Annotated in this window: 26 protein-coding genes; 5 read left to right on the top strand and 21 right to left on the bottom strand. The window is 60.3% G+C overall.

All coding sequences use genetic code 11. The annotated features are described in order from the left end of the window. Positions 1-7: 7 nt before the first annotated feature. The 5 genes from N8H74_RS12635 to N8H74_RS12615 all read right to left on the bottom strand — a co-directional run bounded on the left by N8H74_RS12635 (position 8) and on the right by N8H74_RS12615 (position 3,026). Positions 8-505: a hypothetical protein gene (locus N8H74_RS12635; protein WP_262147910.1), complete on the bottom strand. Its 498-nt coding sequence runs from the start codon at positions 503-505 to the stop codon at positions 8-10. Next, complete coding sequence (locus N8H74_RS12630) at positions 502-1,227, bottom strand: alpha/beta hydrolase (protein ID WP_262147909.1); 726 nt, start codon at positions 1,225-1,227, stop codon at positions 502-504. Before N8H74_RS12630 ends, N8H74_RS12635 begins: the two co-directional genes overlap by 4 nt. 5 nt (positions 1,228-1,232) lie before the next feature. Further along, positions 1,233-1,727 (bottom strand): PAAR domain-containing protein, encoded by a 495-nt coding sequence (locus N8H74_RS12625; RefSeq protein ID WP_262147907.1) that lies wholly within the window; start codon positions 1,725-1,727, stop codon positions 1,233-1,235. Further along, complete coding sequence (locus N8H74_RS12620) at positions 1,724-2,386, bottom strand: hypothetical protein (RefSeq protein WP_262147906.1); 663 nt, start codon at positions 2,384-2,386, stop codon at positions 1,724-1,726. The genes N8H74_RS12625 and N8H74_RS12620 overlap by 4 nt, the downstream gene beginning before the upstream one ends. A gap of 157 nt (positions 2,387-2,543) precedes the next feature. Next, positions 2,544-3,026: a GNAT family N-acetyltransferase gene (locus N8H74_RS12615; protein WP_262147905.1), complete on the bottom strand. Its 483-nt coding sequence runs from the start codon at positions 3,024-3,026 to the stop codon at positions 2,544-2,546. A 199-nt stretch (positions 3,027-3,225) separates the two neighbouring features. Here N8H74_RS12615 and N8H74_RS12610 point away from each other — a divergent pair, with 199 nt between their 5' ends. The 5 genes from N8H74_RS12610 (at position 3,226) to N8H74_RS12590 (ending at position 6,351) form a co-directional block, all read left to right on the top strand. After that, a complete protein-coding gene (locus tag N8H74_RS12610) occupies positions 3,226-3,879 on the top strand; it encodes an HD domain-containing protein (protein ID WP_262147904.1) in 654 nt (217 codons plus the stop codon). A 110-nt stretch (positions 3,880-3,989) separates the two neighbouring features. Next, the gene (locus tag N8H74_RS12605; protein ID WP_262147903.1) at positions 3,990-5,186 is read left to right on the top strand and encodes an MFS transporter; all 1,197 of its coding nucleotides are present in this window, start codon (positions 3,990-3,992) and stop codon (positions 5,184-5,186) included. Positions 5,187-5,267: 81 nt separating this feature from the next. Beyond that, positions 5,268-5,609: a hypothetical protein gene (locus N8H74_RS12600; RefSeq protein WP_262147902.1), complete on the top strand. Its 342-nt coding sequence runs from the start codon at positions 5,268-5,270 to the stop codon at positions 5,607-5,609. A 43-nt stretch (positions 5,610-5,652) separates the two neighbouring features. Beyond that, entirely contained in the window at positions 5,653-5,907 is a 255-nt protein-coding gene (locus N8H74_RS12595; protein WP_217830684.1) for a hypothetical protein, read from the top strand. Between the two features lie 63 nt (positions 5,908-5,970). Beyond that, positions 5,971-6,351: a Rho termination factor N-terminal domain-containing protein gene (locus N8H74_RS12590; RefSeq protein ID WP_217830683.1), complete on the top strand. Its 381-nt coding sequence runs from the start codon at positions 5,971-5,973 to the stop codon at positions 6,349-6,351. A 189-nt stretch (positions 6,352-6,540) separates the two neighbouring features. Here the strand turns inward: N8H74_RS12590 and N8H74_RS12585 are convergent, their stop codons facing one another. The 16 genes from N8H74_RS12585 to N8H74_RS12510 form a co-directional block, all read right to left on the bottom strand. After that, positions 6,541-7,470 (bottom strand): PfkB family carbohydrate kinase, encoded by a 930-nt coding sequence (locus N8H74_RS12585; RefSeq protein WP_262147901.1) that lies wholly within the window; start codon positions 7,468-7,470, stop codon positions 6,541-6,543. Then, positions 7,463-8,929 carry a cytosine permease gene (locus N8H74_RS12580; protein WP_262147900.1) on the bottom strand — a complete coding sequence of 489 codons (1,467 nt, stop codon included), beginning with the start codon at positions 8,927-8,929 and terminating at the stop codon, positions 7,463-7,465. Before N8H74_RS12580 ends, N8H74_RS12585 begins: the two co-directional genes overlap by 8 nt. 223 nt (positions 8,930-9,152) lie before the next feature. Further along, positions 9,153-10,151: an ADP-ribosylglycohydrolase family protein gene (locus N8H74_RS12575; RefSeq protein ID WP_262147899.1), complete on the bottom strand. Its 999-nt coding sequence runs from the start codon at positions 10,149-10,151 to the stop codon at positions 9,153-9,155. Beyond that, positions 10,148-10,861 (bottom strand): GntR family transcriptional regulator, encoded by a 714-nt coding sequence (locus tag N8H74_RS12570; protein WP_217830679.1) that lies wholly within the window; start codon positions 10,859-10,861, stop codon positions 10,148-10,150. The genes N8H74_RS12575 and N8H74_RS12570 overlap by 4 nt, the downstream gene beginning before the upstream one ends. Before the next feature lie 271 nt (positions 10,862-11,132). Then, the gene (araH, locus tag N8H74_RS12565) at positions 11,133-12,101 is read right to left on the bottom strand and encodes an L-arabinose ABC transporter permease AraH (protein WP_217830678.1); all 969 of its coding nucleotides are present in this window, start codon (positions 12,099-12,101) and stop codon (positions 11,133-11,135) included. Positions 12,102-12,113: 12 nt separating this feature from the next. Then, the gene (gene araG, locus N8H74_RS12560; RefSeq protein ID WP_217830677.1) at positions 12,114-13,649 is read right to left on the bottom strand and encodes an L-arabinose ABC transporter ATP-binding protein AraG; all 1,536 of its coding nucleotides are present in this window, start codon (positions 13,647-13,649) and stop codon (positions 12,114-12,116) included. 56 nt (positions 13,650-13,705) lie between these two features. Then, the gene (locus N8H74_RS12555) at positions 13,706-14,710 is read right to left on the bottom strand and encodes a substrate-binding domain-containing protein (protein ID WP_217830676.1); all 1,005 of its coding nucleotides are present in this window, start codon (positions 14,708-14,710) and stop codon (positions 13,706-13,708) included. A gap of 144 nt (positions 14,711-14,854) precedes the next feature. Then, a complete protein-coding gene (locus N8H74_RS12550) occupies positions 14,855-15,673 on the bottom strand; it encodes an SDR family oxidoreductase (protein WP_262147898.1) in 819 nt (272 codons plus the stop codon). Positions 15,674-15,943: 270 nt separating this feature from the next. Then, positions 15,944-16,819 carry an SMP-30/gluconolactonase/LRE family protein gene (locus tag N8H74_RS12545; RefSeq protein WP_262147897.1) on the bottom strand — a complete coding sequence of 292 codons (876 nt, stop codon included), beginning with the start codon at positions 16,817-16,819 and terminating at the stop codon, positions 15,944-15,946. 53 nt (positions 16,820-16,872) lie between these two features. Beyond that, a complete protein-coding gene (locus N8H74_RS12540) occupies positions 16,873-17,589 on the bottom strand; it encodes a FadR/GntR family transcriptional regulator (RefSeq protein WP_262147896.1) in 717 nt (238 codons plus the stop codon). 110 nt (positions 17,590-17,699) lie between these two features. Continuing rightward, entirely contained in the window at positions 17,700-18,260 is a 561-nt protein-coding gene (locus N8H74_RS12535; protein ID WP_262147895.1) for a DUF1285 domain-containing protein, read from the bottom strand. A gap of 15 nt (positions 18,261-18,275) precedes the next feature. Next, positions 18,276-18,881, bottom strand: a complete 606-nt coding sequence (locus N8H74_RS12530) for a DUF4823 domain-containing protein (RefSeq protein WP_217830671.1) — start codon at positions 18,879-18,881, stop codon at positions 18,276-18,278. A 171-nt stretch (positions 18,882-19,052) separates the two neighbouring features. After that, a complete protein-coding gene (locus N8H74_RS12525; protein ID WP_217830670.1) occupies positions 19,053-20,021 on the bottom strand; it encodes a radical SAM protein in 969 nt (322 codons plus the stop codon). 137 nt (positions 20,022-20,158) lie between these two features. Continuing rightward, a complete protein-coding gene (locus tag N8H74_RS12520) occupies positions 20,159-20,797 on the bottom strand; it encodes a TetR/AcrR family transcriptional regulator (protein WP_007950805.1) in 639 nt (212 codons plus the stop codon). Positions 20,798-21,138: 341 nt separating this feature from the next. Beyond that, positions 21,139-21,924 carry a TatD family hydrolase gene (locus N8H74_RS12515; protein WP_217830669.1) on the bottom strand — a complete coding sequence of 262 codons (786 nt, stop codon included), beginning with the start codon at positions 21,922-21,924 and terminating at the stop codon, positions 21,139-21,141. Positions 21,925-21,938: 14 nt separating this feature from the next. Beyond that, entirely contained in the window at positions 21,939-22,295 is a 357-nt protein-coding gene (locus N8H74_RS12510; RefSeq protein ID WP_217830668.1) for a PilZ domain-containing protein, read from the bottom strand. Positions 22,296-22,309 lie beyond the last annotated feature (14 nt).

Below are 22,309 nucleotides of genomic sequence, written 5' to 3'. Positions count from 1 at the left end.
CGAGCAACTAATCGACGGCTCGAACAATACTTTCAACCGGAACATACATAGTATTTGAATAATAGGTATCCATCATTGTTGCATCAGCCAAAAACCTACACGGGATTTCAGTTTTTTTCTCCAGAAGCTCTCTTAGTTCTACAGCCGTCAAATCTCTCTCGCTCGACCCATTGGCATCAGACTCGCTAAAGGTAATTCGCGAAACAAAATCAAGATCCGTACCAGACCGATCTTGTGAAACCGAGCCCTTAATAAACCACTTCATCCTGTGGCCGGTTGAAAAATCCTGGTCATCCCCCAAAGCGCAAATCAATCTAACGCCAACCAATGATTTATAAGGCCCAAGAATATTGACATCTGAGGAAAAGTACAGATCATACAAAACTGTTTTACGTACCCTTTCAATTTTAGAAAACTGGAGATTAGCAGGGGGCTTATCTTGTTTAAAAGAACAACCCGAAAGCATCACCAGCAAAACAACAGCATAGACCTTCAAAATACTCACAACTCACCCCGATAATAGCTATTGAGCGAGTTTATCATGTAATGCAAGGCCGACTTACCATCAGCCAATACAGTAGTAAACATCTCCGCAGCCTTTTCGTGATTTACGTCCATTATGCTATTTACGTTAGGGCCACTCTCAAGTCGCCACTGCTCACCAATACCTGCAATCCAATCGGACATATTTGATTTTGAAGATTGGGCAAGAATATTTATCCACAACCCTGCCTTGGGTTGAGGAGTATCTGGATAAATATTGGACAGGCTTCCAACTAATGCGCCTTTGCCCACGGGATCAAGCGTCACCAACATTTTCACCGTGTACCCCATATTGGTCAGAATCGCCGACAGATGGGCCCCGTTCCAACCACCCAGACTATGCCCGACTATATAAATAGCATCATTTTTACAAAGCTCTTTCAGGACATTACTCTGTATGCTTGACTCACCGATAACCTCATTGTACCCAAGATAATGCGACTTAACGCCAGCAGCATACTCGGCCAGTTTTACCGAATTATCAAATGGCAGTCTTGCATGATCTATATTGTGCTCCGGCCCAAAACCATAATAACTCTCTTTATCACCAGCCCCTCCGACAAAGAAAGCTACGGCCCGTCGCATGTATTTGAATTTCTTAATCGATTCGTCTGTTGGGCAAGTCAGTGCGTGTGTTCCAAGGCTTTTTTTGCTTTCATCCGTAGTTACATTCTCCGTTCCCATTTCAATTACTCCGCAAACAGTTCGATGGTTTCCGCCAAATGGGAACTGACCGCGTGTGTAAAACCTGCCGCATCAGTTACACCGTGTTCCTCACTCCCATCTCCACGCTTGATTGTGTAAGGATGATTGACAACAGGCTCGCCCGAGAACTCATCAACCAGTTGCATCTTGTCCGTAAAATGCACCGGCATCGGCAACAACCCACTAAACGCTGCCCCTCCTCCGCTCTGTCCAATAATTACCGTCCCCGACCCACCCACCACCACATTCCCGTGCCCACCGGTACTGTCGAGCGTGGCGGCATTCAGGCCGTTAATGAAAACCGTGCCGGAGACTCCTCCGGTAATCGGGCTGCCGCAGGCGGATTTATCGGTCATGCGCGCAGCGGCGAGGCCGTCGAAGAATACGTCCGGCGAGCCAGAGACAATCGGGTTGGTGCCATGGCCTGGCAATGGGCATGCGGTTGGGTCGGTCATGCGTGCAGCGGGTTTACCACTCAATTCAAAGCTCCTTGCTTAGGGGATTGCGGGTGAGGCTGATAAATGTCGATAGCGGTCGCAGCAAAGCGCCAACGGTTTTCGACGGGGTCGAACAGCGCGTGGCAATGTTCGCGATTGTCAGGGGATATCACGGTTTGCAGTTGTCGCCAGGCTTCGTCGGCCTGCCAGGACAGTTCGCACGGTGTGGCATCATCAAGTTCATTGAGCCAGGCGTTGTAGTCAGGCAGGTGATTGCGGTCGTAGGTGGCCTGCAACAGGTCGGCCATTTGCTGGCCGAGTTCAAGATGATGCTCGGCAGTCCAGCGCCCGATCTCGGAATAGACGTACCAGCCCATTGGCGATAAAGCGTCGTTATCCAGCAACGATTGCCCGGCCATCGCGACAAAGCCGCAGCAGACATGCAACGTCAGCCAGCCCCGGTGTGCATCGATAAATTCATTCGGGTCGAAGCTGCGCAGTGCCAGCACGCGGTAATCGTCGAGCCCCGCACTGCGGGCCATCAATTCGGCGTCGAGTCGCGACACAAATGCACGAATGGCTTTGCCGCCGTGGCGATTGAGCGTGCAGAGAACATCCACCGGCTGGCGATGGGGGTTGTCGCTGGAGCCTGAGTTTTTCACCAGGCCGTACAGACGCATTGACGCCCGTAGTCCGCTCATCGCCGGTCACTCATTGACGCAGCGAAAGCTCCACGGGCGCGGAGAAAGAGTGCCGAAGGCATTGCAGATGTCGTCCATGAGCGTGCAAAAATGGCGCGTAGAATGCCGGACTAGAGCCCTGTCGACAATCGTTTCCGTATCAGATTGCCACTCCCCCTTAACGCCCCTCGGCAAACTCCCGCAACACCTTGCCATCCATGCGATAGCGCACCCATTCCTCTTGTGGCTGGGCGCCGAGGGATTTGTAGAATTCGATGGCCGGGGTGTTCCAGTCCAGCACGCTCCATTCGAAGCGGCCGCAGTCGTTGGCGCAGGCGATCTTGGCGAGGTGGCGCAGCAGGGTTTTGCCGGCACCGCCGCCGCGTTGTTCGGGGGTGATGTAGAGGTCTTCGAGGTACAGGCAGTTGCTGCCCAGCCAGGTCGAATAACTGAAGAAGAACACCGCGAAGCCGATCGGCAAACCGTCGCGCAGGCAGATCAGGCCATGGGCGGTGGCGCCTTCGCTGAACAGGCTGCGTTCGATGTCGGCGACGCTGGCGATGACTTCGTGACGGGCCTTCTCGAAATCCGCGAGTTCGGTGATGAAGGCGAGGATTTGCGGGGCATCGCTGGGGGTCGCCGGGCGGATTTCAATCGTCATGGACGGGCCTTGTCGGAAAAGGAAAACGCCATACTAAGGCGGCGCGCGGTGTACGGCAAAACTGCCGGTGCGGATGCAACTATTGTAAGAGTGAGACTGCTCGCGACAGGGGTGGTCAGTCAGTGGAGAAGTTGGCTGTGCCGGCGCTTTCGCAAGCAGGCTCGCACCCACAGGGATTTCGTTTGATTTGAGGATCTGCATGACCATCAATGCCTTTGCTCCTATGGAAGCGCTCGCAGCAGAGCTGTTGCCCCACGCGCTCGAACCCGCAGGAGACGGCGCTCACGATCTGTCGCATCTGCAACGGGTCTGGCACAACGCGCGCACCTTGCAGGCCGAAGAAGGTGGCGATCTGCAAGTGTTGCTGGCGGCGGTGTTATTGCACGATTGTGTGGCGGTGGAAAAGAACTCGCCACTGCGTTCGCAGGCCTCGCGGCTGGCAGCGGAAAAAGCCTCGCAGGTGCTGGCTGACCTGGACTGGTCGGCGACAAAAGTCAGCGCCGTGAGCCACGCCATCGAAGCCCACAGTTTTTCCGCCAGCATCACCCCGCTCACCCGCGAAGCGAAGCTGCTGCAGGACGCCGATCGCCTCGACTCCCTGGGCATGCTTGGGGTGGCCCGCACTTTCTACGTCGCCGGGCGCATGGGCAGCGCGCTGTACGACGCGCAAGACCCGGAAGCCAAAGCAAGGAACTACGACGACACGCGCTTCTGCCTCGATCATTTCCAGACAAAACTGCTGCACCTCGCTGACGGTTTCCAGACCGCCGCCGGTCAACGTCTGGCCAATATCCGCCATCAACGGCTGAAGGGTTTCATGGAGCAGTTCAAGGAAGAAATCGGCGTCATGTGAGGCATTACTCCGGCCGGCGACGATCCTGAGATCAGCAAGCTCAGACCTAAGCCCCGCACCAGGCATGTTAGATAGATGACGTTGAATTCTTCCGCTCAAGGAACCGCGTCATGCCGCAAGCAACACCCCAGGTCTCGGGCAAACTGTTCGGCCTGTTTTGCCTCGCCAGTTATCTGCTGTCGCTGTCCTATGGCGCGACGTTTCTGCTGTCGTTATTGATCGGTTCGCGCGGCGGTAACGAGCACGATGCCGGCAGCGTGATCAGCGCAGCAATGCTCAGTACGTTTGTGGCGGTGCTGGTGTCGGGGCATCTGTCCGATCTGCTCGGCGCAGCGCGTTCGATTGCGCTGTTCGGTCTGTTGCTGGTGGCGGCGAGCCTGGGGTTTGCGCTGACGCCGGGGTTCGGTCATCTGCTGTTGTTTTTCGGCTTGCTGCTGGGCCTCGGCTGGGGCGTTTTCTACACGCTGGGGCCGATCATCGTCGCCAGCCTGGTGAGCCCGGCGCAACGGGCCAGATACTTCGCCCTGCTGTCCGGCAGCATGATGACCGGGATCGGCAGCGGCCCGTTGCTCGGCCGTGCAGCCAGCGCTTTGGACTTGCCGGTGACCTCGGCGTTTTACCTGGCAGCGGCGGCGAGTCTGATCGGCGTGTGGCTGTTCTGGCGTCTTGGCGCACGACTGAAAAGTACCCAGGCGACTTCAGCAGCACGCATCACCTGGCGAGCAACGACCCAGGTGCTGGGCTCCCGGGCGCTGTTCCCGATCATCATGGTCGGCCTCGGCGGTTGCGTGTTCGGCGGACTGTCGAGCTTCCAGACCAGTTATGCCGCAGCGCGCTCACTGGACTATTCGCTGTTCTTCCTCGGTTTCATGGGCGCGGCCATCAGCAGTCGCATGCTGATCGCCGGCTTCGTGGTCAAGCGTGATCCGTTGCGTGCATCGTGCCTGCTATCGGGGCTGATGCTCGGCTCGATTGTGCTGTTCGCCTTCGGCGTCGACAGCGGTCCGAGCTATGTGCTGGCGGCGGTGATGCTCGGTGTCGGTTATGGCCTGACCTACTCGGTGATCAATGGCCTGGCCGCCAACGAAGCCCCGGCCGGCAGCACTTCCCAGGCGTTGCTGCTGTTCAGCCTGGCGTACTTTATCGGCGTTTTCGGCTTTCCTCTGCTGGCCGGGAAAATCATCGTTGAACACGGCATGGCGACGCTGCTGTCGACCGTGCTGGCGATCGCGCTGGTGAACTGGCTGATCACGCTTGGTCGCTTGTTGTGGCGTCGAATCAGCATCAGAACCGCCCCGGCGACCTAGACCGTTCGTCGTTCATCAGGCACCGACACCGCGCGAGGGCAGACCAAGATCATGTAAGGAATCCAATCACTGGAGAGCCCCATGATCTCGTCAAGGTTGACTGCCCTCGTCTTCGCCACACTGCTTTGCCCGGCGGTTTTCGCCGCCACCACCGCCAGCGGCACCGGGCCGACCGATCCGGTCACGCCGCCCCGAGCCCCCGCCATCAACAGCGCCCCCGGCATGAATACCGACGGCTCGGGCGTGCCTGTGATCAACCAGCCGCCCGCCACCGGCACCGACCCGCGCACCCAGGGCAGCGATCCGGGCCGCCAGGGCGGCATGAACACGCCCGACTCCCCCGCCACACCGGACAACGCCGGCCCTGGCGTCGGCTCGAAAACCACCACCGGAGGCTCAGGCTCCGAGGGCTCCGGCCAGTAGCTTGCCCGCAGCAACCCTTATCCACATCCATGAAGAGGTAAACATGAGCGTCGATAAAAACCTGGAAAAAGAAGTCCTCACCCGCCTGCTCCACGCCCACCCGAGCGGGCTGGGCAAAGAGGTGCTGGACAATTATCGCGGTGAAAAGGTCGTCGCCAGCGCCCTCGCCGCCTTGCAGGAACGTGGACTGATCCACCACGGCCATGTGACCTGCAACGAAGCGGGCGAGCATTCGCTGAACCTGCCGATCAAGCTCAGCGCCGCCGGCGTGGAAGCCGCCCGCAAGCTCGAGAGCTGACTCCGTGCGGGAGTTGCCTCTGGCAGCTCCCGCTCATTCATCCTGACGCAAAGGAGAAATCCCATGCCTCGTGGAAGCAAAGCCAAATACACCGCCGAACAAAAGCGCAAGGCCGCACACATCGAAGACAGCTATGAGCAAAAAGGCGTGTCGAAGGATGAGGCCGAAGCACGCGCCTGGGCGACGGTGAACAAACAGTCTGGGGGCGGTGAAAAATCCGGTGGCTCCGGACGCCGGAAACCGGCCAGCGCCAAGTCCGAAGATCGCAAGGAATCCGCGCGGCGTGCGGTTGCCAGCCGTGAAGGACACCCGCGTAACAGCCAGGCCTCGAGGGATACACAGACGGTCGACAGCCTGATGAAAGAGGCCCGGGCGAAGAAGATTCCGGGGCGCTCGTCGATGCGCAAGCAAGCGTTGATCGAGGCGCTGCGCAAGGCGGGTTGAGGGCGTTTTTTTTTGCAGTGACGCCAAAGGCCAATTCGCGGGCAAGCCCGCTCCCACAAAAACAACACATTCCAATGTGGGAGCAACTGTCTTGTCCATGCCATTCGGTCGCCTTCGTGGGCAAGCCCACTCCCACAGAAAAGCACCGAATTCCAATGTGGGAGCGGGCTTGCCCGCGAAGGCATCGTGTCAGGCGCTGAAGGTGTTGTGGATCAGCGCATCCACCTCAGCCGTCCCCGGCGCAGTCGCCGGTCCCCAGCGAGTCACCGCCAGAGCCGCCGCCGCATTCGCCCGCCGTGCCGCTTCAAAGGCAGGCAATCCCTGCGCCAATCCAGCGACAAACACCCCGGCATGGGCATCGCCCGCGCCGTTGCTGTCCACCGCCTGCACGGCAAACCCCGGCACATGCCGACGCTCGCCGCGCTGCTGAATCCAGCAACCCTGCGGTCCATCACGCACCACCATCAGCACATCACCCGGCAGATATTCCACCAGGCGATCCAGAGCCTGGGCAATGTCCGCCGCCCCGGTAAACCGTAACGCCTCGACGCCATTGCTGGTCCACACATCGATGCGCGGCAACAGCGCCTGCATCAATGGCGTATCCGGAGAATCCACCAAGGGTCCCGGATCGAACACCACGTTGACCGAGGCTGGCAGCGCCAGCGTCCAGTCCACCAGCGCCTGGCCCTTGCCCGCATGCAGCAGGCTGTAGCCGCTGACGTAGGCGTAATCACCGTCCTCGGCCGCCACGCTGTTCAAATCGGCGACGCTCACCTCTCCTTCGGCGCCGATGTAGGAAATGAAGCTACGCTCGGCCGACGCATCGGTCAGCGCCACGCACAGGCCAGTATCACGCTGCGCAGGTTCAGCGATGCCGATGTGAATGCCTTCGGCGTGCATCGCCTGACGCGCCAGATCACCGAAACGGCCCGTGCCATGGCGCCCCAGATAAACCACCGGCAAGCCGTTACGCGCGGCGGCGGCCATCACATTGAAACCTCCGCCGGCCTCGAAAGCGGCGGATTGCGCCAGTACGTCGCCGCCGATCTGCGGCAGTTCATCCACGGCCATGACCAGGTCGATGATGACCTGGCCGGTGTGCAACATCTTAGGCATGAGCATTCTCGACCTGCGCGGCGCGGCGATCTTTTGCCCCGCCGAGTACCCGGTAAATCCCGCCGGCGACCACGAACGTCACGATCCAGCCGAGGCCGTTATGGCCCAGCCACGAGTCGGACAGAAAGCCCTTGAACCAGACGTTTTCAGCGGTGGTGCCGATGGTGGTGAAACTGAAGCCCAGCACGATGGCGATCGCCCAGGCACCAAATGCACGCCACTCGATACCGCCGTTGTACCAATAGGCGCTGCTCGGGCTGACGTCGAGCAGGTCTTTCGGGCTGTAGTAGTGGCGATGAATCAGATCAACGACGAAGATCCCGACCCACGCGGTGATCGGCACCGCCAGCAGGGAAATGAACGTAATGAACGGGCCATAGAAGCTGTCGGCGATCAGCATGAAGTAGATCGAACCGGCGAAGATCGCCACGATGTCGACCACCACCGCATACACGCGCTTGACCTTCAGGCCGAGGGTCAGCGTGGTCAGGCCGGCGGAGTACACCGACAGGTTGTTCGACAGCAGCAACCCGCCGAACGCGGTGATCAGGTACGGCACCGCCATCCAGGTCGGCAGCATGTCGCGGATCGCCACGATTGGGTCGGTGGCCGAAGCGAGGTCGTTGTTGCCCACCGACAGCAAGCCGCCGAGGGTGATCAGCAACACCAGCGGAATTCCCGCGCCGAACGCCGCCGAGGCGACCAGCCGCACAGCCTTGACGCTGCGATGCTGGTAGCGCGACATGTCGGCGCCCGCGTTGGCCCAACCGATCCCGGTGCCGGCGGCCATGGTGCCGATACCGATAATCATCGCGCTCATTGGCGCTGGCGTGGCGTTGAACACCGCGCTCCAGTCGATGGTCGCGCAAAGGAAGCCACCGACCAGAATGTTCAGCGCGCCGAACACGTAGGTCGCCCACTTCTGGATGACCAGCAAGGTGGCGTGGCCGAGGCCGGAGACCGACAGGGTCAGCAGCACGAAAATCGCGATGAACACCAGGGTCAGCACCGGCGCACTCTTCGCCTCGACCGGCGAGCCGAACAGGATCGAGCACAGCGACAACAGCACGAAGGCTGCGGTGGTGGTGTTGACGGTTTCCCAACCCAGGCGCGACATCAGCGACACCAGGGTCGGACCGATATTGCCGCGCACACCGAAGATCGCTCGCGACAGGGTCAGGCTCGGCGCACGACCACGGCGACCGGCAATCGAGATGATCCCCACCACCGCGAATGAACCGGCGGCGCCAAGGATGGCGACGATGATTGCCTGCCAGATCGCCAGGCCGCGAAACGCGACCAGGGTGGCGCCCAGCGGCAGGCCAAGGATGGAAATGTTGGCAGCGAACCAGACCCAGAACAGTTGCAGCGGATGACCGTTGCACTCGCCTTCCGGCACCGGCTCGATGCCCCGGGTTTCCAGTTGCCCGGCGCTTTGCCCGGCGTTCGATGAACTCATGAAAAATGCTCCTGTTTGCCTTTATTGTGGTTGTGGCAATGACGCAAAACGACAAGACATCCCGGCCGTCCTGGGCCTGTCTGTGCGATCCATTGCGAGTTAAAAAGCAGATCGGCGGCGCGCCCTTCGCGAGCAGCCCCGCTCCCACACCGGAGCTGTCACGCCCTCAATCCTGCGGAATGCTTGTGTGAAAGCAGGCTTGCCCGCGAAGGCGTCGGCCCCTTCAGCGCAAGGCCAACAGCCCTGCTACCAGTGGTTCAAGCTCAAGATCATTGACTGACTTGACCGTCTCGATCATCGGCGCCGGCCAGCTCTCCAGACCCAGGCAGGCCCCGAGCATGGCGCCGAGAATCGCCGCGATGGTGTCAGTGTCGCCGCCGAGACTGGCGGCCATGCACAAGGCATCGAATGCCGACATTTCCCCTACCGCCACTTGCTGCGCGAGGGCGAAGGAAACGACGACCGACTCCTGGGACGCCACCGAAGTGCCGATCACGTCGTACAGCAGATCGGCGAGCAACGCCTTGTCGCTGTCGACGCTGATGCTGCGCGCCCAACTGATGCGCGAACCGATGCGTCCCCCGGCGACCCAGTGCCCATGTTCTTCGGCTTGCTGGGCGATCTGTTGGCCGAGGTTCAGCGCCTGGCCCAGGTCCATGCCATTGATGCCCGCCGACACCACCGCCGCCACCGCCGCTGCGCTGGAAATCCCCAGCGTGGTGTTGTGGGTGACCTGACAGGCCTGCACCACCGCCGCAATAAAACGCTCCGGATCGGCGACATCCGCCGCGATCCCCACCGGCGTGATGCGCATCGCCGCGCCATTGGTGGTGCCGTAGCGACCGGCCTCTTCCGGCGAGTGACCGGCAAGGATCATCTCGATCGCGCGTTTGGTCGATGGCCCGAGCAGATCCTGCGAACCCTTGGCCTGCATCTCGGCTTCCCATTCGATCAGCCGCTGCGCGAGCACCGCCGGTTCGATCCGGCCCTTGCCTTCGACCAGCAACTCGCCGACCAGAATCGCCTGTTCGGTGTCATCGGTGATCGAGCCCTTGGGCATGTTCGCCGCGATCGGCTGCAGCGGACCGGCGTCTTGCAGATCGGCGATCTTGCCAAAGCGCACCTTGATGGTTTCGCGGTTCAGCGATTGCGTCGGCATGCCCAGCGCATCGCCGAGGGCCAGGCCATAAAACGCGCCCAGGGCACGGTCGAGCGCGGTCATTTCGATTCTCCAAATTGCAGGTGCAGACGGAAATGCACCGGGTCGAGCAGGCTTTCGACCTGCTCCATGAAACGGTTCTGCCGGTCGTAGGTGGTCCGCAGGGCCTTGAGAAACACCGTGCCTTCGGGGCGACCGAGCAGTTCGGCGTCCACGGCGTTCAGCGGTTCCGCACCGATCCATTGATCGCCGCGCTCGCCGACGTAACCATAGGCGGCCAGGGTGATGGTCAGGGAATTGTCGATCAGGCCCACTCGCGGCAGGCTTTCCAGGCCTCCATTGGCGGGCATCAATGAACGTTCAAGGGACACCAGCGTGCCGTCGTTGGAACGGCGGCGACGTTCGAGGATGATGAATTGATCAGTGCCGAACACGGCTTGCAGATCCGTTCGAGTCACCGCTTCCAGACGCAACACTTCGGTATTGATCAGCGCCCCGGTATCGGCCAGGGCCTGCGCCCAGCCACTGCGCTGGTCGAGCACCACACCGTCGAAGGTGACGATCGAGCCGACGCCGCTTTGCGTGGCGATGTAATTGCGCCGCTTCAGTTCGGCCAGCGCTTCGCGCAACGTGCCACGGCTGACGTTGAATTCCTGAGCCAACTGATGCTCGCCGGGCAACAGAAAACCGTCCTCCATGAGGCCGCTTTCGATGCGCCGGACGAGTTCGTCGACCACCCTTTGTTTCTTGTCAAATCGTACCTGTCTAATCATGTACAAATTGATAACCGAAACGGCCTGAGACGGGCAAGGGAAATTTTGCGTGAGGTGACGGAAGGCGCCGGGGTCAAAAGCTTTCCCTCACCCTGGCCCTCTCCCGAAGGAAGAGGGCACTGAATGGGGGATATTAGGGAGGTACGTCGACCTGAAAGGGCTTTGCCGAATCCATAATCGAGCGGATTTTTCAGGTCGATGTAGAGCGTGTGACACTTCGGTCAGTCCCCTCTCCCTCCGGGAGAAGGCCAGGGTGAGGGGGCTTTTGATCTCAGCGTTGTTTCAAACGGTCGATCACCACAGCCAGCAACAAAATCGAACCCCGAATCACATACTGATAAAACGTGTCGATATTCTTCAGGTTCATCGCATTCTCGATGATCGCCAGAATCAACACCCCGGCAATCACATGCCGGATCATCCCGATCCCGCCACTCAGCGACACCCCGCCCAGCACGCAAGCGGAAATCACCGTCAGCTCGAAACCCTGACCGATCATCGGCTGCCCCGAGGTCATGCGCGACGCCAGAATCACCCCGGCCAGCGCACCGATCACGCCATGCACGGCGAAGATGATGATCTTGGTCCGATCGACGTTGACGCCCGCCAGCAGCGCCGCTTCCTGGTTGCCACCAATGGCCATGGTGTTGCGCCCGTAGGTGGTGTAGTTCAGCAGCCAGCCGAAAAACAGAAAGCAGACAATGGTGATCAGGATCGGCACCGGCACGCCGAACAACTGGCCATTGCCGAACACGAAAAATGATTCCTGCGACACGCCCACCGCTTTGCCGTTGGCAAAAATGTAGGCCAGGCCGCGGACGATCTGCATGGTCGCCAACGTAGTAATCAACGCATTGACCCGTAGCTTGGCAATCACGATGCCGTTGATCAGGCCAACGATCAGCCCCATCACCAGTGCCGCACTGACGCCAAGAAACACGCTGTTGGTGTCACGCATCACCACCGCCGCGACCACGCCGGCACAGGCGATCACCGACCCCACCGACAGGTCGAAGTGCCCCGACGCCAGGCAATACAACATGGTGCAGGCGGCGATCCCGGTGGTGGAAATCGCCAGGCCCAGGCCGCGCATGTTCAGTGGCGAAAGGAAGTTGTCGATCAGCAAGGTGCAGGCGACAAAAATGCCCACCGCCGCCAGCAGCATCACCCAGTCATCGAGGAAGCGCCGCAAGTCCAGGGGTTTGCGCTCGGTCGGCAGGGTTTCGTTTTGGGTTGTCATCATAGTCACCTCTCAGTTCGCCACGCCGCTGGCGCGTTGGCGCGGCAAAGCCAGTTGCAGCAGGTTGGATTCATTGGCCTGGTCACGGCTGACTTCGCCGCGCAGGGCACCTTCGCACAGCACCAGAATGCGGTCGGAAATGCCCATGACTTCCATCAGGTCGCTGGACACCACGATCACCGAAATACCCTCGGCGGCCAGGTTGTGGATGATCTGGTAGATCTCGGCCTTGGCGCCGATGTCGATGCCTCGGGTCGGCTCGTCGAGCAGCAGGACCTTCATCGGCATCGACAGCCAGCGCCCGAGAATGGCCTTCTGCTGGTTGCCGCCGGAAAGGAACTTGATCTGTTGCCCGGCGTGGGGCGTTTTCACTTTCAGGGCCTTGATCTGTTTCTCGGCGTTGCCCTTTTCCCAGATCCCGCGCAGCAGGCAACCGAGCCCGGAATGCGCGCTGCGGGCGCTGATGTTGATGTTCTCGGCGACACTGGCCAGAGGAATGATGCCCTCCTTCTTGCGATCCTCCGGGCACAGCAGAATCCCGGCGGCAATCGCGTCGCGTGGCGAGCGCAGCTTCAGTTCATGGCCACGCAGCTCCAGGCGTCCGGCGCTGTTGCGTTCCAGACCGCTGAGCAGGCGGAACAGCTCGGTGCGCCCTGCCCCGACCAGCCCGAACAAGCCAAGAATCTCGCCCTTGTGCGCCTCGAAACTGATCGGCTCGCGCAGTCCCGGCCCGAGCAGGCCATCGACCTTGAGCGCCACCGCGCCGCGCGGACGGCTGCGGTAATCGTAGATGTCCTGGATGTCGCGGCCGACCATGCAAGTCACCAGTTGATCGTGGGTCAACTGGCTCATGTCGTCGAAAGTGCGCACGTAGCGACCATCCTTGAACACGGTCACGGCGTCGCAGATGCGGAACACTTCTTCCATGCGGTGGGACACGTACAGCACGACTTTGCCCTCGTCGCGCAGGCGGCCGATGATCGCCATCAAACGATCGATCTCCCGCGCCGACAGGCTGCTGGTCGGTTCGTCAAAGGCAATCACATGGGCGCCACGGGACAACGCCTTGGCGATTTCCACCAGTTGCCGCTGACCGAGAGACAGGCGTCCGACCTTGGTCTGCGGGTCGATTTCATCCGCCAGCCCCTTGAGGCATGCCAGCGCTTGCTGACGCAGCGTGCCGCGATTGATCAGGCCGAAACTGGCCGGCAGATGACCGAGAAACAGGTTCTCGGCCACGGTCATTTCCGGCACCAGATGCAACTCCTGGTGAATCACCGCGACGCCGCTGGCGATGCTGTCGGCGGTGGACTTGAACGCCATCGTCCGCTCGCCGATCTGCAATTCGCCGCTGCTGGGGATGTAGGCGCCGCCGAGGATTTTCAGCAGGGTCGATTTGCCGGCGCCGTTCTCGCCCATCAAGGCGTGAACCTGCCCCGGATGGGCGACGAAGCTGATGCCATCCAGCGCTTTCACGCCGGGAAAGGTCTTGCCGATCCCGTTGAAACGCAGAAGGCCGTATTCGTGTGTCTGTACTTGCGCGTGCATTTAAGCCACCTCTTCACTCTGATCCAACGGCCCGGTTGCCCGGGCCGTCGCAGCCATCAGTTCCACAGGCCGATCTTTTCCAGTTCCTGCTTGAAGTTGTCGCGGGTGATCAGCGTGACGTCATCCATGGCGGTGTACTTCGGCGGCTCTTTGCCGGTGGTGATCCACTCATACATCATGCTCGCGGTGTTATAGCCCTCGATGTGCGGGCTCGGCAGCATCGACCCGTAGAAACCGCTGTTGGGCTTCTTCAGTTCGCCGATGGCGTCGGTGCCGTTGATACCGATGCCGATCACGTTGGCTGCCGCGAACCCGGCGGCTTCCGTGGCGCGCACACCACCGAGCACGGTGTTGTCGTTCATGCCACCGATAATCAGGTTTTTCGCCGCGCCCGGCAGTTTCACCAGTGCCGAGTTGGTGGCGTCCATGCTGCCCGGCACATCGAGGGTTTTCAGTGCCGAGAACAGGATGTGTTCCTTCGGCATGCCAGCGTCTTCCAGCGCCTTGACCGAGCCGTCGGTGCGCTTCTTGCCGGTATCGAGTTCGTTATAGGTGTTGACCACCGCGTAGGTGTCTTTCCAGTCCCAGTTACGCTTTTTCGCTTCGGCGGCCATGGCGGCGCCCTGTTTCTGGCCGACCTCGAACGCGGCCATGCCGAGGTACGGCACGTCTTCCATGAACTTGCCGCTGGCATCGACAAAACGGTCGTCCACAGCAATCACTTTGAGGTCATTGAGCTTGGCCTTGGCCATGATCGCCGGGCCGAGGGAGACGTCCGGCGGGCAGATCACGAAGCCCTTGGCACCGTTGGCCGCCAGGCTGTCGATGGCCGAGAGGGTTTTCTCGCCGTCCGGAACGGCAATCTTGATCAGTTCGAAGCCTTTGTCCTTGGCCGCTTTTTCAGCAAAGGCCCATTCCGTCTGGAACCACGGCTCTTCCGCCTGCTTGACCAGGAAACCGATCTTCACCGGATCGGCGGCCAGCAACGAACCGCTCAGGCTGAATGCAGTGACCGCCAGTGCGGCGCTGCACAGGGTACGAATGGCGAAACGACGTTTCATAAACAGACTCCTTGTTATTTTTCTTGAGCATTATTTGAAAAGCGTTAAAGCGTTCTGAGGGTGTTCCGGTTATCTATCACAAAATAGTCATATCGTATGATGATTGAATTTCAGACGGACCACGGCGCCTGAAATTCCATGCGATCAGTCGTGGTACAGCACCGAGCGGCCACCATCGATGGTGATGCACGAGGCATTGATAAACGGCGCTTCGTCGCTGGCCAGGAAAACCGCCGTCATCGCCACTTCAATCGGCTGGCCGATGCGCCGAGGCGGATGCAGATCCAGGGCACGCTGACGTTCAGCATGGGGGTCGGCGAAACCGTTCCAGTAATCGACGTTGAGCTGGGTTTCGATATAGCCCGGTGCAATCGCGTTGACCCGAATGCCCTTGGGCGCATATTCGATGCCCAGCGCACGGGTCAGCCCGAGCAGACCGTGCTTGGCCACCGGGTACGGGAAGCAGCCGGGAATGATGTTGGAGGAATGGGTCGAGGCAATGTTGATGATGCTGCCAATGCCTTGTTCGATCATCTGCGGCAGCACAGCCTTGCAGCCGTACCACGCACCATCGAGGTCGATGGCGAAGCAGCGGCGCCAGTCCTCATCGGTCATTTCCAGCGGATCGCGGAACACGTTGACCCCGGCGCAATTGACCAACACATCGATGCGGCCATGGCGCTCGACGGCCAGTCGCGCCATGGCGTGCAGATCCTGCTGGGACGACACGTCAGCCTTGAGCGCCTGCACATCCGCGCCCTGCTCGCGCCAGTGGGCGGCGACCTTTTCGACCTTGTCACCCTGGATATCGCTGATCACCAGTCTGGCTTGTTGCGAAGCGAAAGCCGCGACGATCGCCTCGCCAATACCCTGGGCGGCGCCAGTCAGCAGCACGACCTTGTTTTTCAGTCGCTCCCCCTTCGGCGGTGCAGGCACCGGCGGCAGGGAAAGAGGTTCGGCCATGAGTCAGGACTCCTGTTTGCAGGCACAAAAAAGACCGGGCATCTGATGATGACCGGTCTGAAAGGCTTCAAGAACAAACAGGCACGAAGCCGCGACGGCACTGGAACGGCCCGAAGCGCTGGCTCCGCAGGGGAGTGCGATGGAAATTCGCTGCATCACTTCACCTGTTTTGTTCTTTTTAAGTGTGAGTGCGTGTTACTGCTGGAGCCGACTATAAACCCGACCGCCAAATAATCTCAATATATAATTTTGCATCCCATATTTTGGGATTTAATCAGCAAATCGCGTACAGAGCTTTCCTGCAACATCGACCCGCAACGACAGCACGGCGCCATCCAGAGGATGGTTGCGCGGACTCTTGGCGCTGGTGATGTACAGGGTTTTCAGATCTTCGCCGCCGAACACGCAACTGGTGGGACGGCTGATCGGCAGATCGATCCGCCGGTCGACCTTGCCTTCCGGCGTCAGGCGCAGCAGACAGCCACCGTCCCAACGGGCATTCCACACGTAGCCATCGGCATCCATCGCCGAACCGTCCGGGCCACCGTTCTGATCCGGTCCATACCAGACACGGGCACTGTCGAGGTTGCCGTCGGTATGAATGAAATAGCGATGCAGCGTGCTGTCGAGGCTGTCGCCGAACAGCAGCGTGGTGCCGTCGTCGCTCCACAGCAGCGTGTTGGGAATGCCCAGGCCACGCAGCAACGGCGTGACCCGTTTGTCGGGGTCGATGCGGAACAACCCGCCGGAACGCCGGACGATCGGCAGATCCTCGCCCTGCTCGCCGATATTGTTCTGCATGGTGCCCAGCCATAACCGGCCCTGGGCATCGCAGCGCGCTTCGTTGGGGCGGTTGCCGGGTTGCGGGTCGGCCACGCAGAACAGCGTCAGCCGGGGTTCGAGGCCCGGGGAGTCGAGATCCAGCCGATAGACGCCGCTGCTCAACGTCACCAGGGCGTCGCCGCTGGCGCAGGGGATGAACGCCGAAATGTGTTCCGGCATCTGCCAGATCTGCACGTTCTGGCCAATCAGGCGCAAGGCCTGACGGCCGGCGATATCCACCCAATACAACGCTTGGGTCGGGGCGTCCCAGAACGGGCCTTCACCGAGTTGCGCCCGGTGTTGGGTCACTGCGGTCGGTGTCATGCAACCTCCTTGATTGTTCTTGTTGTTTTACTGCGGGAGCGGAATCGGTGGCCCTAGCCGGCTTTTTTGTCAGCCCGGACTTGCGGGTAAAAGCGTTTGATCGCCAGGTCCGCGTTGTCGATCAGGGTCATGCAGGCCCACACCCCGCGCGCCGCGTCCCGGGCGGCGATGGCGTCGGCCATGTCTTTGTGGATCGGCAAGGTGCGGCGCAATTCATCAGGGTCGGCGGCAGAAACTTCGAATGACACCGCCAGCAGCGCGCCAAGGGCCGGCACCATTTGCTCGATGAACTGGTTATGGCTGGCGGCAAGAATGCATTCGTGGAAGAACTGGTCGGCGCGGTTGTAATCGATGCCGCTGTCCACCGCCCGCTCCAGTGCGTGGTAGGCCTGCTGCACGGCTTGCACCTGCTCGACGGTGGCACGTTCGCAGGCCCAGCGCACGGCCATCGGCTCGATGGTGCGGCGCAGGTCGAGCAGGTCATCGACGAAGTTTTCCGGCAATCCGCTGCGCGACAACCAGCCGACCACCTGCGGATCGAACAGGTTCCAGCGCCGCACCGGCAGCACGCGGGTGCCGACCTTCGGCCCGACTTCGAGCATGCCCTTGGCGACCAGGGTCTTGATGGCTTCGCGGATCACCGTGCGGCTGACGCCGAGTTGTTCGCCCAGATCCGCCTCGACCTTGATGGCCTGCCCCGGCTTGACCTGGCCGGCGGCAATCCAGCCACCCAGCCAGTCGACCGTTGATGCATGAAAACTGCTGGACATGGACACCTCAAAGCCGTTCGCGATGGGTGTCCACGCTAATCATCATACGATTGAGAGTCAAATCAGATTTTCGGAGCCATGCACAAACCCAATGTGGTTTTTTGCGCGACTCAGGGTTCGAGGCCGATGCGGAAAAATTCGCCGCCGCTCCACACGCCAAGCCAGCGCTGGCCGTCGATTTCGCGACTGACCGCCAGCTCCACCAATTGGTAGAACACATTGCGGTGGATCAGCGCTTCAAGGTTGCTGCGCACATGCACATAGGGCGCCGGCTCCTGGGTATCGGGGTCGATTTCCACGCGGATCGGATGTTCAACGCCAGCCTCGGTGGTCTCATCAACGTTGGTAGTGAAACGCAACACCTGCGTCTCACCCTCGCCTTCAACGTCCACGGCAATCGCCACGAACGGCGCATCGTCGACCTTGATCCCGACTTTCTCGACCGGGGTGATCAGGAAATAGTCATCGCCGTCACGGCGGATGATGGTGGAGAACAGTTTGACCATCGGCTTGCGCCCGATCGGCGTACCCAGGTAATACCAGGTGCCGTCCCGGGCGATGCGCATGTCGATGTCACCGCAGAAATCCGGATTCCACAGGTGTACCGGCGGCAGGCCTTTGGTCTTCGGGATCTGTCCCAGCAGGTCATTGGCTTTTTGCGGGCCACTCATGGCGTTCTCTCCGGATTATTGGTCGCTGATGCCCAGCAGGCTGCGCGCGTATTGCTCCAGCGGCGGGCCGATCAGGTCTTCTGGCTTGTTGTCGTGGAACGTCAGTAAACCGCCACGACTCTTGATCCGTGCAGTATCGATCAAATACTGGGTGCTGGTCTCGATCAACATGATCTGAATCACCCCGCCATCGATACCCAGGCGATCCACGGCTTCCTGATCGAGCCACTCGTCAGAGTTGCCGATGCGGTCGTCAGCCTTGGCGAAACGCGTGTAAAGCAGGTAATGGGCACCGGCGTCGCGAGCTTCGCCCATCGCCTGGTCAAGTCCTTCCGGCGCGCGGGCGCGGCGGACCATCGGGAAATACTCGACAAAGCCCTTGAAGGCTTCTTCGGCCACCACGTTGGGCCGAGGATACGAGCCACCCGGCGGCGCGAACGAACCCTGGGCGATGTAGATGAACGAATCCGGCTGAATGCGCAGGTTGTTCACGCGGCGGCTGTCGCTGTGATCCAGCAACCCCGCGTCGCTCATGTGATAGCGAGTGCCTTCGGCCATATCGCTGACATTCATGCAGCCGCCAAGCGCCAAAACGGCCAGCAGCAAAACCAGGCTACGCATCCTCATCCTCCAGAAGCCGGTGACGGAAAACCGGCGAATGGCCGTTGGATGCAGCTTTTGCGCCAGCTCGCGAATATGCCTGATCCCGAGACGGCCTTCGTAAAAAAGCCCGCTCCCACAGACCCGGATACAGCGTCTGTGGGAGCGGGCTTTTTTTGCGAAGGCGATTGATCAACCGCCGATGATCTTCATCACCGTGGCCCCACCGGAAAACGCCACTTCCTGCTTGTCCCCCAGCGCCTTGACCAGCAATCGCTGCAACGCGGGGAGCGCCTGGTGACGCGGCTTGTCGAGCAGATCACCGACGTAGTGGCGATTGCTCGACGACAGACAGCCGTGCAGCCATCCGGTGGAGGAAAGACGCAGCCGCGAACAAGTGCGGCAGAACGGCACGCTTTCGTTGGCGATCACGCCGAAATTGCCCAGGCCGGGAATCGCATAACGTACGGCGGTGGCGTCCACCGGGGCGTCGGTCTGCGCGAACTCGTAACGCTCGCCGATCAGGCCGAGCAATTGCTCAAGGCTGACGAACTGCTGCAGGAAGGCGTTGGAGTCCTTGGCCAGGTGACCCATGCGCATCAGCTCGATGAAGCGCAGCTCGTAGCCCCGCTCAAGGCAGTAATCGAGCAGCGGCATCACCTGATCGAGGTTCTGCCCGCGCAACGGCACCATGTTGACCTTGATCTTCATCCCCGCCGCCGAAGCCTGATCCATGCTGTCGAGCACGGTGGCAAGGTCACCGCCACGGGCGATGCTGCGGAACGCGCCGGCATCCAGGGTATCGAGGGAAACGTTGATCCGGCGCAGACCGGCATCCACCAACAGCGGAAGTTTTTTGCCAAGGAGTTGGCCGTTGGTGGTCAGGCTGATGTCTTCCAGGCCCATCTGGCCGACGGCGGTCATGAACGATTCGAGTTTGGGGCTGACCAGCGGTTCACCGCCGGTGATGCGTAGACGCTCGATACCGGCCGCTTCGATCAGGTAGGCGACGCCGCGTGCCATGGCTTCGGCCGACAGCTCATCCTGCGCAGCCACCAACCGCTTGCCGTTGGGCACGCAGTAGGTACAAGCGTAGTTGCAGGCGGAAGTCAGACTGATCCGCAAATTGCGAAAACGCCTGCCTTGACGGTCAACGATCATGATCACTCCGGCGAAAGGAAATCGAGCCGCTAAAACTTGACTCACAAATCAAGTTTTAGCAAGCCCTATGCCTGAGTATATTCCTGCGGTACTGCGTCATGTAGCGAAAACATGGCGCAATAAGGCAACTGAATGGTTCAGCTGCTCGGCGTTTCGGGGTCGCGCTTGCGCTTGTTGCCCATGCGCACGCCGATGTCCATCAGGAACTGGAAGAAACCTTCCTGGTCTTCCAGCACATTGCTCCAGAACGGCGAGTGATACAGCGCCACCGCGCCATGCACCAGCGCCCAGGACGCGCAGTAATGGAAGTACGGCGGCACGTCTTCCAGCTTGCCTTCGCTGATGCGGCCCTTGATCAGCAGGGTCAGGCGTTCGAAGTTCGAGGCACGGATCTTGTGCAGCTCCTCGACCATCTCTGGCACCTGGTTGCCCTTGACCACCTTTTCTTCCAGGCGGTCGAACAGGCGATAGCGTTGCGGGTCGCGCATGCGGAATTCGAAGTAGGCACGGGACAGGGCTTCCTTGTCCTTGTCGACATCGGCCGAATGCAGCAGCTCGTTCAAGTCGCGCTCGTAATCGAGCATCAGGCGCAGATAGATTTCCGCCTTGGACTTGAAGTGCTTGTAGATCGTGCCTTTGCCGATACCCACGGCATCAGCAATCATCTCGACGGTGACACTGTCTTCACCTTGCTCGAGGAACAGCTTGAGCGCGGTATCGAGAATTTCTTGCTCGCGGCGACGAAACTCACGGACCTTACGAGGTTCTTTGTGCATAAGAAAAGGTCTGTAGGGGTCAAAATTCGAAGCCGCGTATTATGCCTAACTTACGCAAAAATGCACGGAACATCCGACCATATCTGTACTTCTCGTTCATTTCACGAACGTTTGCCCGTGAATGAGAACTCAACTGAAGCGAACGTATTCCAAATTTGTTTAAAAACCCCGACCGGCCAACTGGACTGAACGCCAGACTGATCAATACTTGAACTGTCGGGCGGCATCTCCCCCAAGTGCCGCGCCGATAAAGGTACCAAGGGACCGCGTGCCTTTGTTTTACTCCTAATGGTCTTAACCCGGATTCACCCCCCAGAACCCGGGTTTTTTTTGCCTGCGATTCAGGGTTTTACGTGTGCCAGCGGAAACAAGCGCCTGAAGTTCTGCGTCGTCTGTTCGGCGAACCGGTCATAAGGCACGCCACGCAGCATCGCCAGAAACTCTGCCACTTCCCGCACGTACTGCGGCAGGTTCGGTTTGCCGCGATAAGGAATCGGCGCGAGGTACGGTGAGTCGGTCTCCACCAGCAGGCGATCCGCCGGAACCTTGCTCGCCACATCGCGCAAGGCATCGGCATTGCGGAACGTGACGATCCCCGACAGGGAAATGTAATAACCCATGTCCAGCGCAGCCTTGGCCATCTCCCAGTCTTCGGTGAAGCAATGCAGCACACCGGCCTGGGGCAGCGCGGCTTCGCGCAGCAACTCAAGGGTATCGGCGCGGGCACCACGGGTGTGGATGATCACCGGTTTGCCGGTCTGCTGCGCCGCTTGCAGGTGCAGGCGAAACGACGCCTGCTGCAACTCGGCGGCTTCCGGCTCGTAGTGATAATCCAGGCCGGTTTCGCCGATCGCCACCACTTTCGGGTGATTGAGTTCGTGTAACAGCCAATCCAGCGCAGGCGCCGCGCCCGGCTGCACATCCAGCGGATGCACGCCGACAGAGCAATCGACATCGTCGTAACGCTCGGCCAGGGCCTTGACCTCGGCGGCGTTGTCGGCGCTGACGCCGATGCACAGGAAGTGCCCTACTCCGCGCCCGCGCGCGGCGTCGAGCGCGGCATCCAGGGAACCGTCATGGGCGGCAAGGTCGAGGCGATCAAGGTGACAATGGGAATCTACGAGCATAAAAACACGGCAACTTACATCGTATGAGTGGGACGGTCGGACTTCAGGGCTCCGGCCAGATGAGTTTCGATGCGACTGCGGGCGGTGTTGTCGCCATCGTTGAATTGCACGCCGACACCGGCAGCGCGGTTGCCCTGGGCACCCTTGGGGGTGATCCAGGCCACCTTGCCGGCGACAGGAATCTTTTCCGCTTCCTCCATCAGGTTCAGCAGCATGAACACCTCATCGCCCAACTTGTAGCTCTTGTTGGTCGGGATGAACAGACCGCCATTCTTGATGAACGGCATATAAGCGGCGTAAAGCACGGACTTGTCCTTGATGGTCAGGGACAAAATGCCGTTGCGCGGCCCTGGGCCGATGGGTTCATTCATGTTGACCTCCACTG

Origin of the sequence: Pseudomonas sp. B2M1-30, from assembly GCF_025447575.1 — a bacterium.
Lineage (GTDB): Bacteria > Pseudomonadota > Gammaproteobacteria > Pseudomonadales > Pseudomonadaceae > Aquipseudomonas > Aquipseudomonas botevensis.
Note: the sequence above shows the minus strand (reverse complement) of the source record. Positions and strands in the feature narration are given on the sequence as shown.

Bases quoted from the DNA above. Each gene is read 5' to 3' on its own strand.
- N8H74_RS12630 (WP_262147909.1), bottom strand. From the start codon at position 1,227: ATGGGAACGGAGAATGTAACTACGGATGAAAGCAAAAAAAGCCTTGGA.
- N8H74_RS12620 (WP_262147906.1), bottom strand. From the start codon at position 2,386: ATGAGCGGACTACGGGCGTCAATGCGTCTGTACGGCCTGGTGAAAAAC.
- N8H74_RS12615 (WP_262147905.1), bottom strand. From the start codon at position 3,026: ATGACGATTGAAATCCGCCCGGCGACCCCCAGCGATGCCCCGCAAATC.
- N8H74_RS12610 (WP_262147904.1), top strand. From the start codon at position 3,226: ATGACCATCAATGCCTTTGCTCCTATGGAAGCGCTCGCAGCAGAGCTG.
- N8H74_RS12605 (WP_262147903.1), top strand. From the start codon at position 3,990: ATGCCGCAAGCAACACCCCAGGTCTCGGGCAAACTGTTCGGCCTGTTT.
- N8H74_RS12600 (WP_262147902.1), top strand. From the start codon at position 5,268: ATGATCTCGTCAAGGTTGACTGCCCTCGTCTTCGCCACACTGCTTTGC.
- N8H74_RS12595 (WP_217830684.1), top strand. From the start codon at position 5,653: ATGAGCGTCGATAAAAACCTGGAAAAAGAAGTCCTCACCCGCCTGCTC.
- N8H74_RS12590 (WP_217830683.1), top strand. From the start codon at position 5,971: ATGCCTCGTGGAAGCAAAGCCAAATACACCGCCGAACAAAAGCGCAAG.
- N8H74_RS12585 (WP_262147901.1), bottom strand. From the start codon at position 7,470: ATGCCTAAGATGTTGCACACCGGCCAGGTCATCATCGACCTGGTCATG.
- N8H74_RS12580 (WP_262147900.1), bottom strand. From the start codon at position 8,929: ATGAGTTCATCGAACGCCGGGCAAAGCGCCGGGCAACTGGAAACCCGG.
- N8H74_RS12575 (WP_262147899.1), bottom strand. From the start codon at position 10,151: ATGACCGCGCTCGACCGTGCCCTGGGCGCGTTTTATGGCCTGGCCCTC.
- N8H74_RS12570 (WP_217830679.1), bottom strand. From the start codon at position 10,861: ATGATTAGACAGGTACGATTTGACAAGAAACAAAGGGTGGTCGACGAA.
- araH (WP_217830678.1), bottom strand. From the start codon at position 12,101: ATGACAACCCAAAACGAAACCCTGCCGACCGAGCGCAAACCCCTGGAC.
- araG (WP_217830677.1), bottom strand. From the start codon at position 13,649: ATGCACGCGCAAGTACAGACACACGAATACGGCCTTCTGCGTTTCAAC.
- N8H74_RS12555 (WP_217830676.1), bottom strand. From the start codon at position 14,710: ATGAAACGTCGTTTCGCCATTCGTACCCTGTGCAGCGCCGCACTGGCG.
- N8H74_RS12550 (WP_262147898.1), bottom strand. From the start codon at position 15,673: ATGGCCGAACCTCTTTCCCTGCCGCCGGTGCCTGCACCGCCGAAGGGG.
- N8H74_RS12545 (WP_262147897.1), bottom strand. From the start codon at position 16,819: ATGACACCGACCGCAGTGACCCAACACCGGGCGCAACTCGGTGAAGGC.
- N8H74_RS12540 (WP_262147896.1), bottom strand. From the start codon at position 17,589: ATGTCCAGCAGTTTTCATGCATCAACGGTCGACTGGCTGGGTGGCTGG.
- N8H74_RS12535 (WP_262147895.1), bottom strand. From the start codon at position 18,260: ATGAGTGGCCCGCAAAAAGCCAATGACCTGCTGGGACAGATCCCGAAG.
- N8H74_RS12530 (WP_217830671.1), bottom strand. From the start codon at position 18,881: ATGCGTAGCCTGGTTTTGCTGCTGGCCGTTTTGGCGCTTGGCGGCTGC.
- N8H74_RS12525 (WP_217830670.1), bottom strand. From the start codon at position 20,021: ATGATCGTTGACCGTCAAGGCAGGCGTTTTCGCAATTTGCGGATCAGT.
- N8H74_RS12520 (WP_007950805.1), bottom strand. From the start codon at position 20,797: ATGCACAAAGAACCTCGTAAGGTCCGTGAGTTTCGTCGCCGCGAGCAA.
- N8H74_RS12515 (WP_217830669.1), bottom strand. From the start codon at position 21,924: ATGCTCGTAGATTCCCATTGTCACCTTGATCGCCTCGACCTTGCCGCC.
- N8H74_RS12510 (WP_217830668.1), bottom strand. From the start codon at position 22,295: ATGAATGAACCCATCGGCCCAGGGCCGCGCAACGGCATTTTGTCCCTG.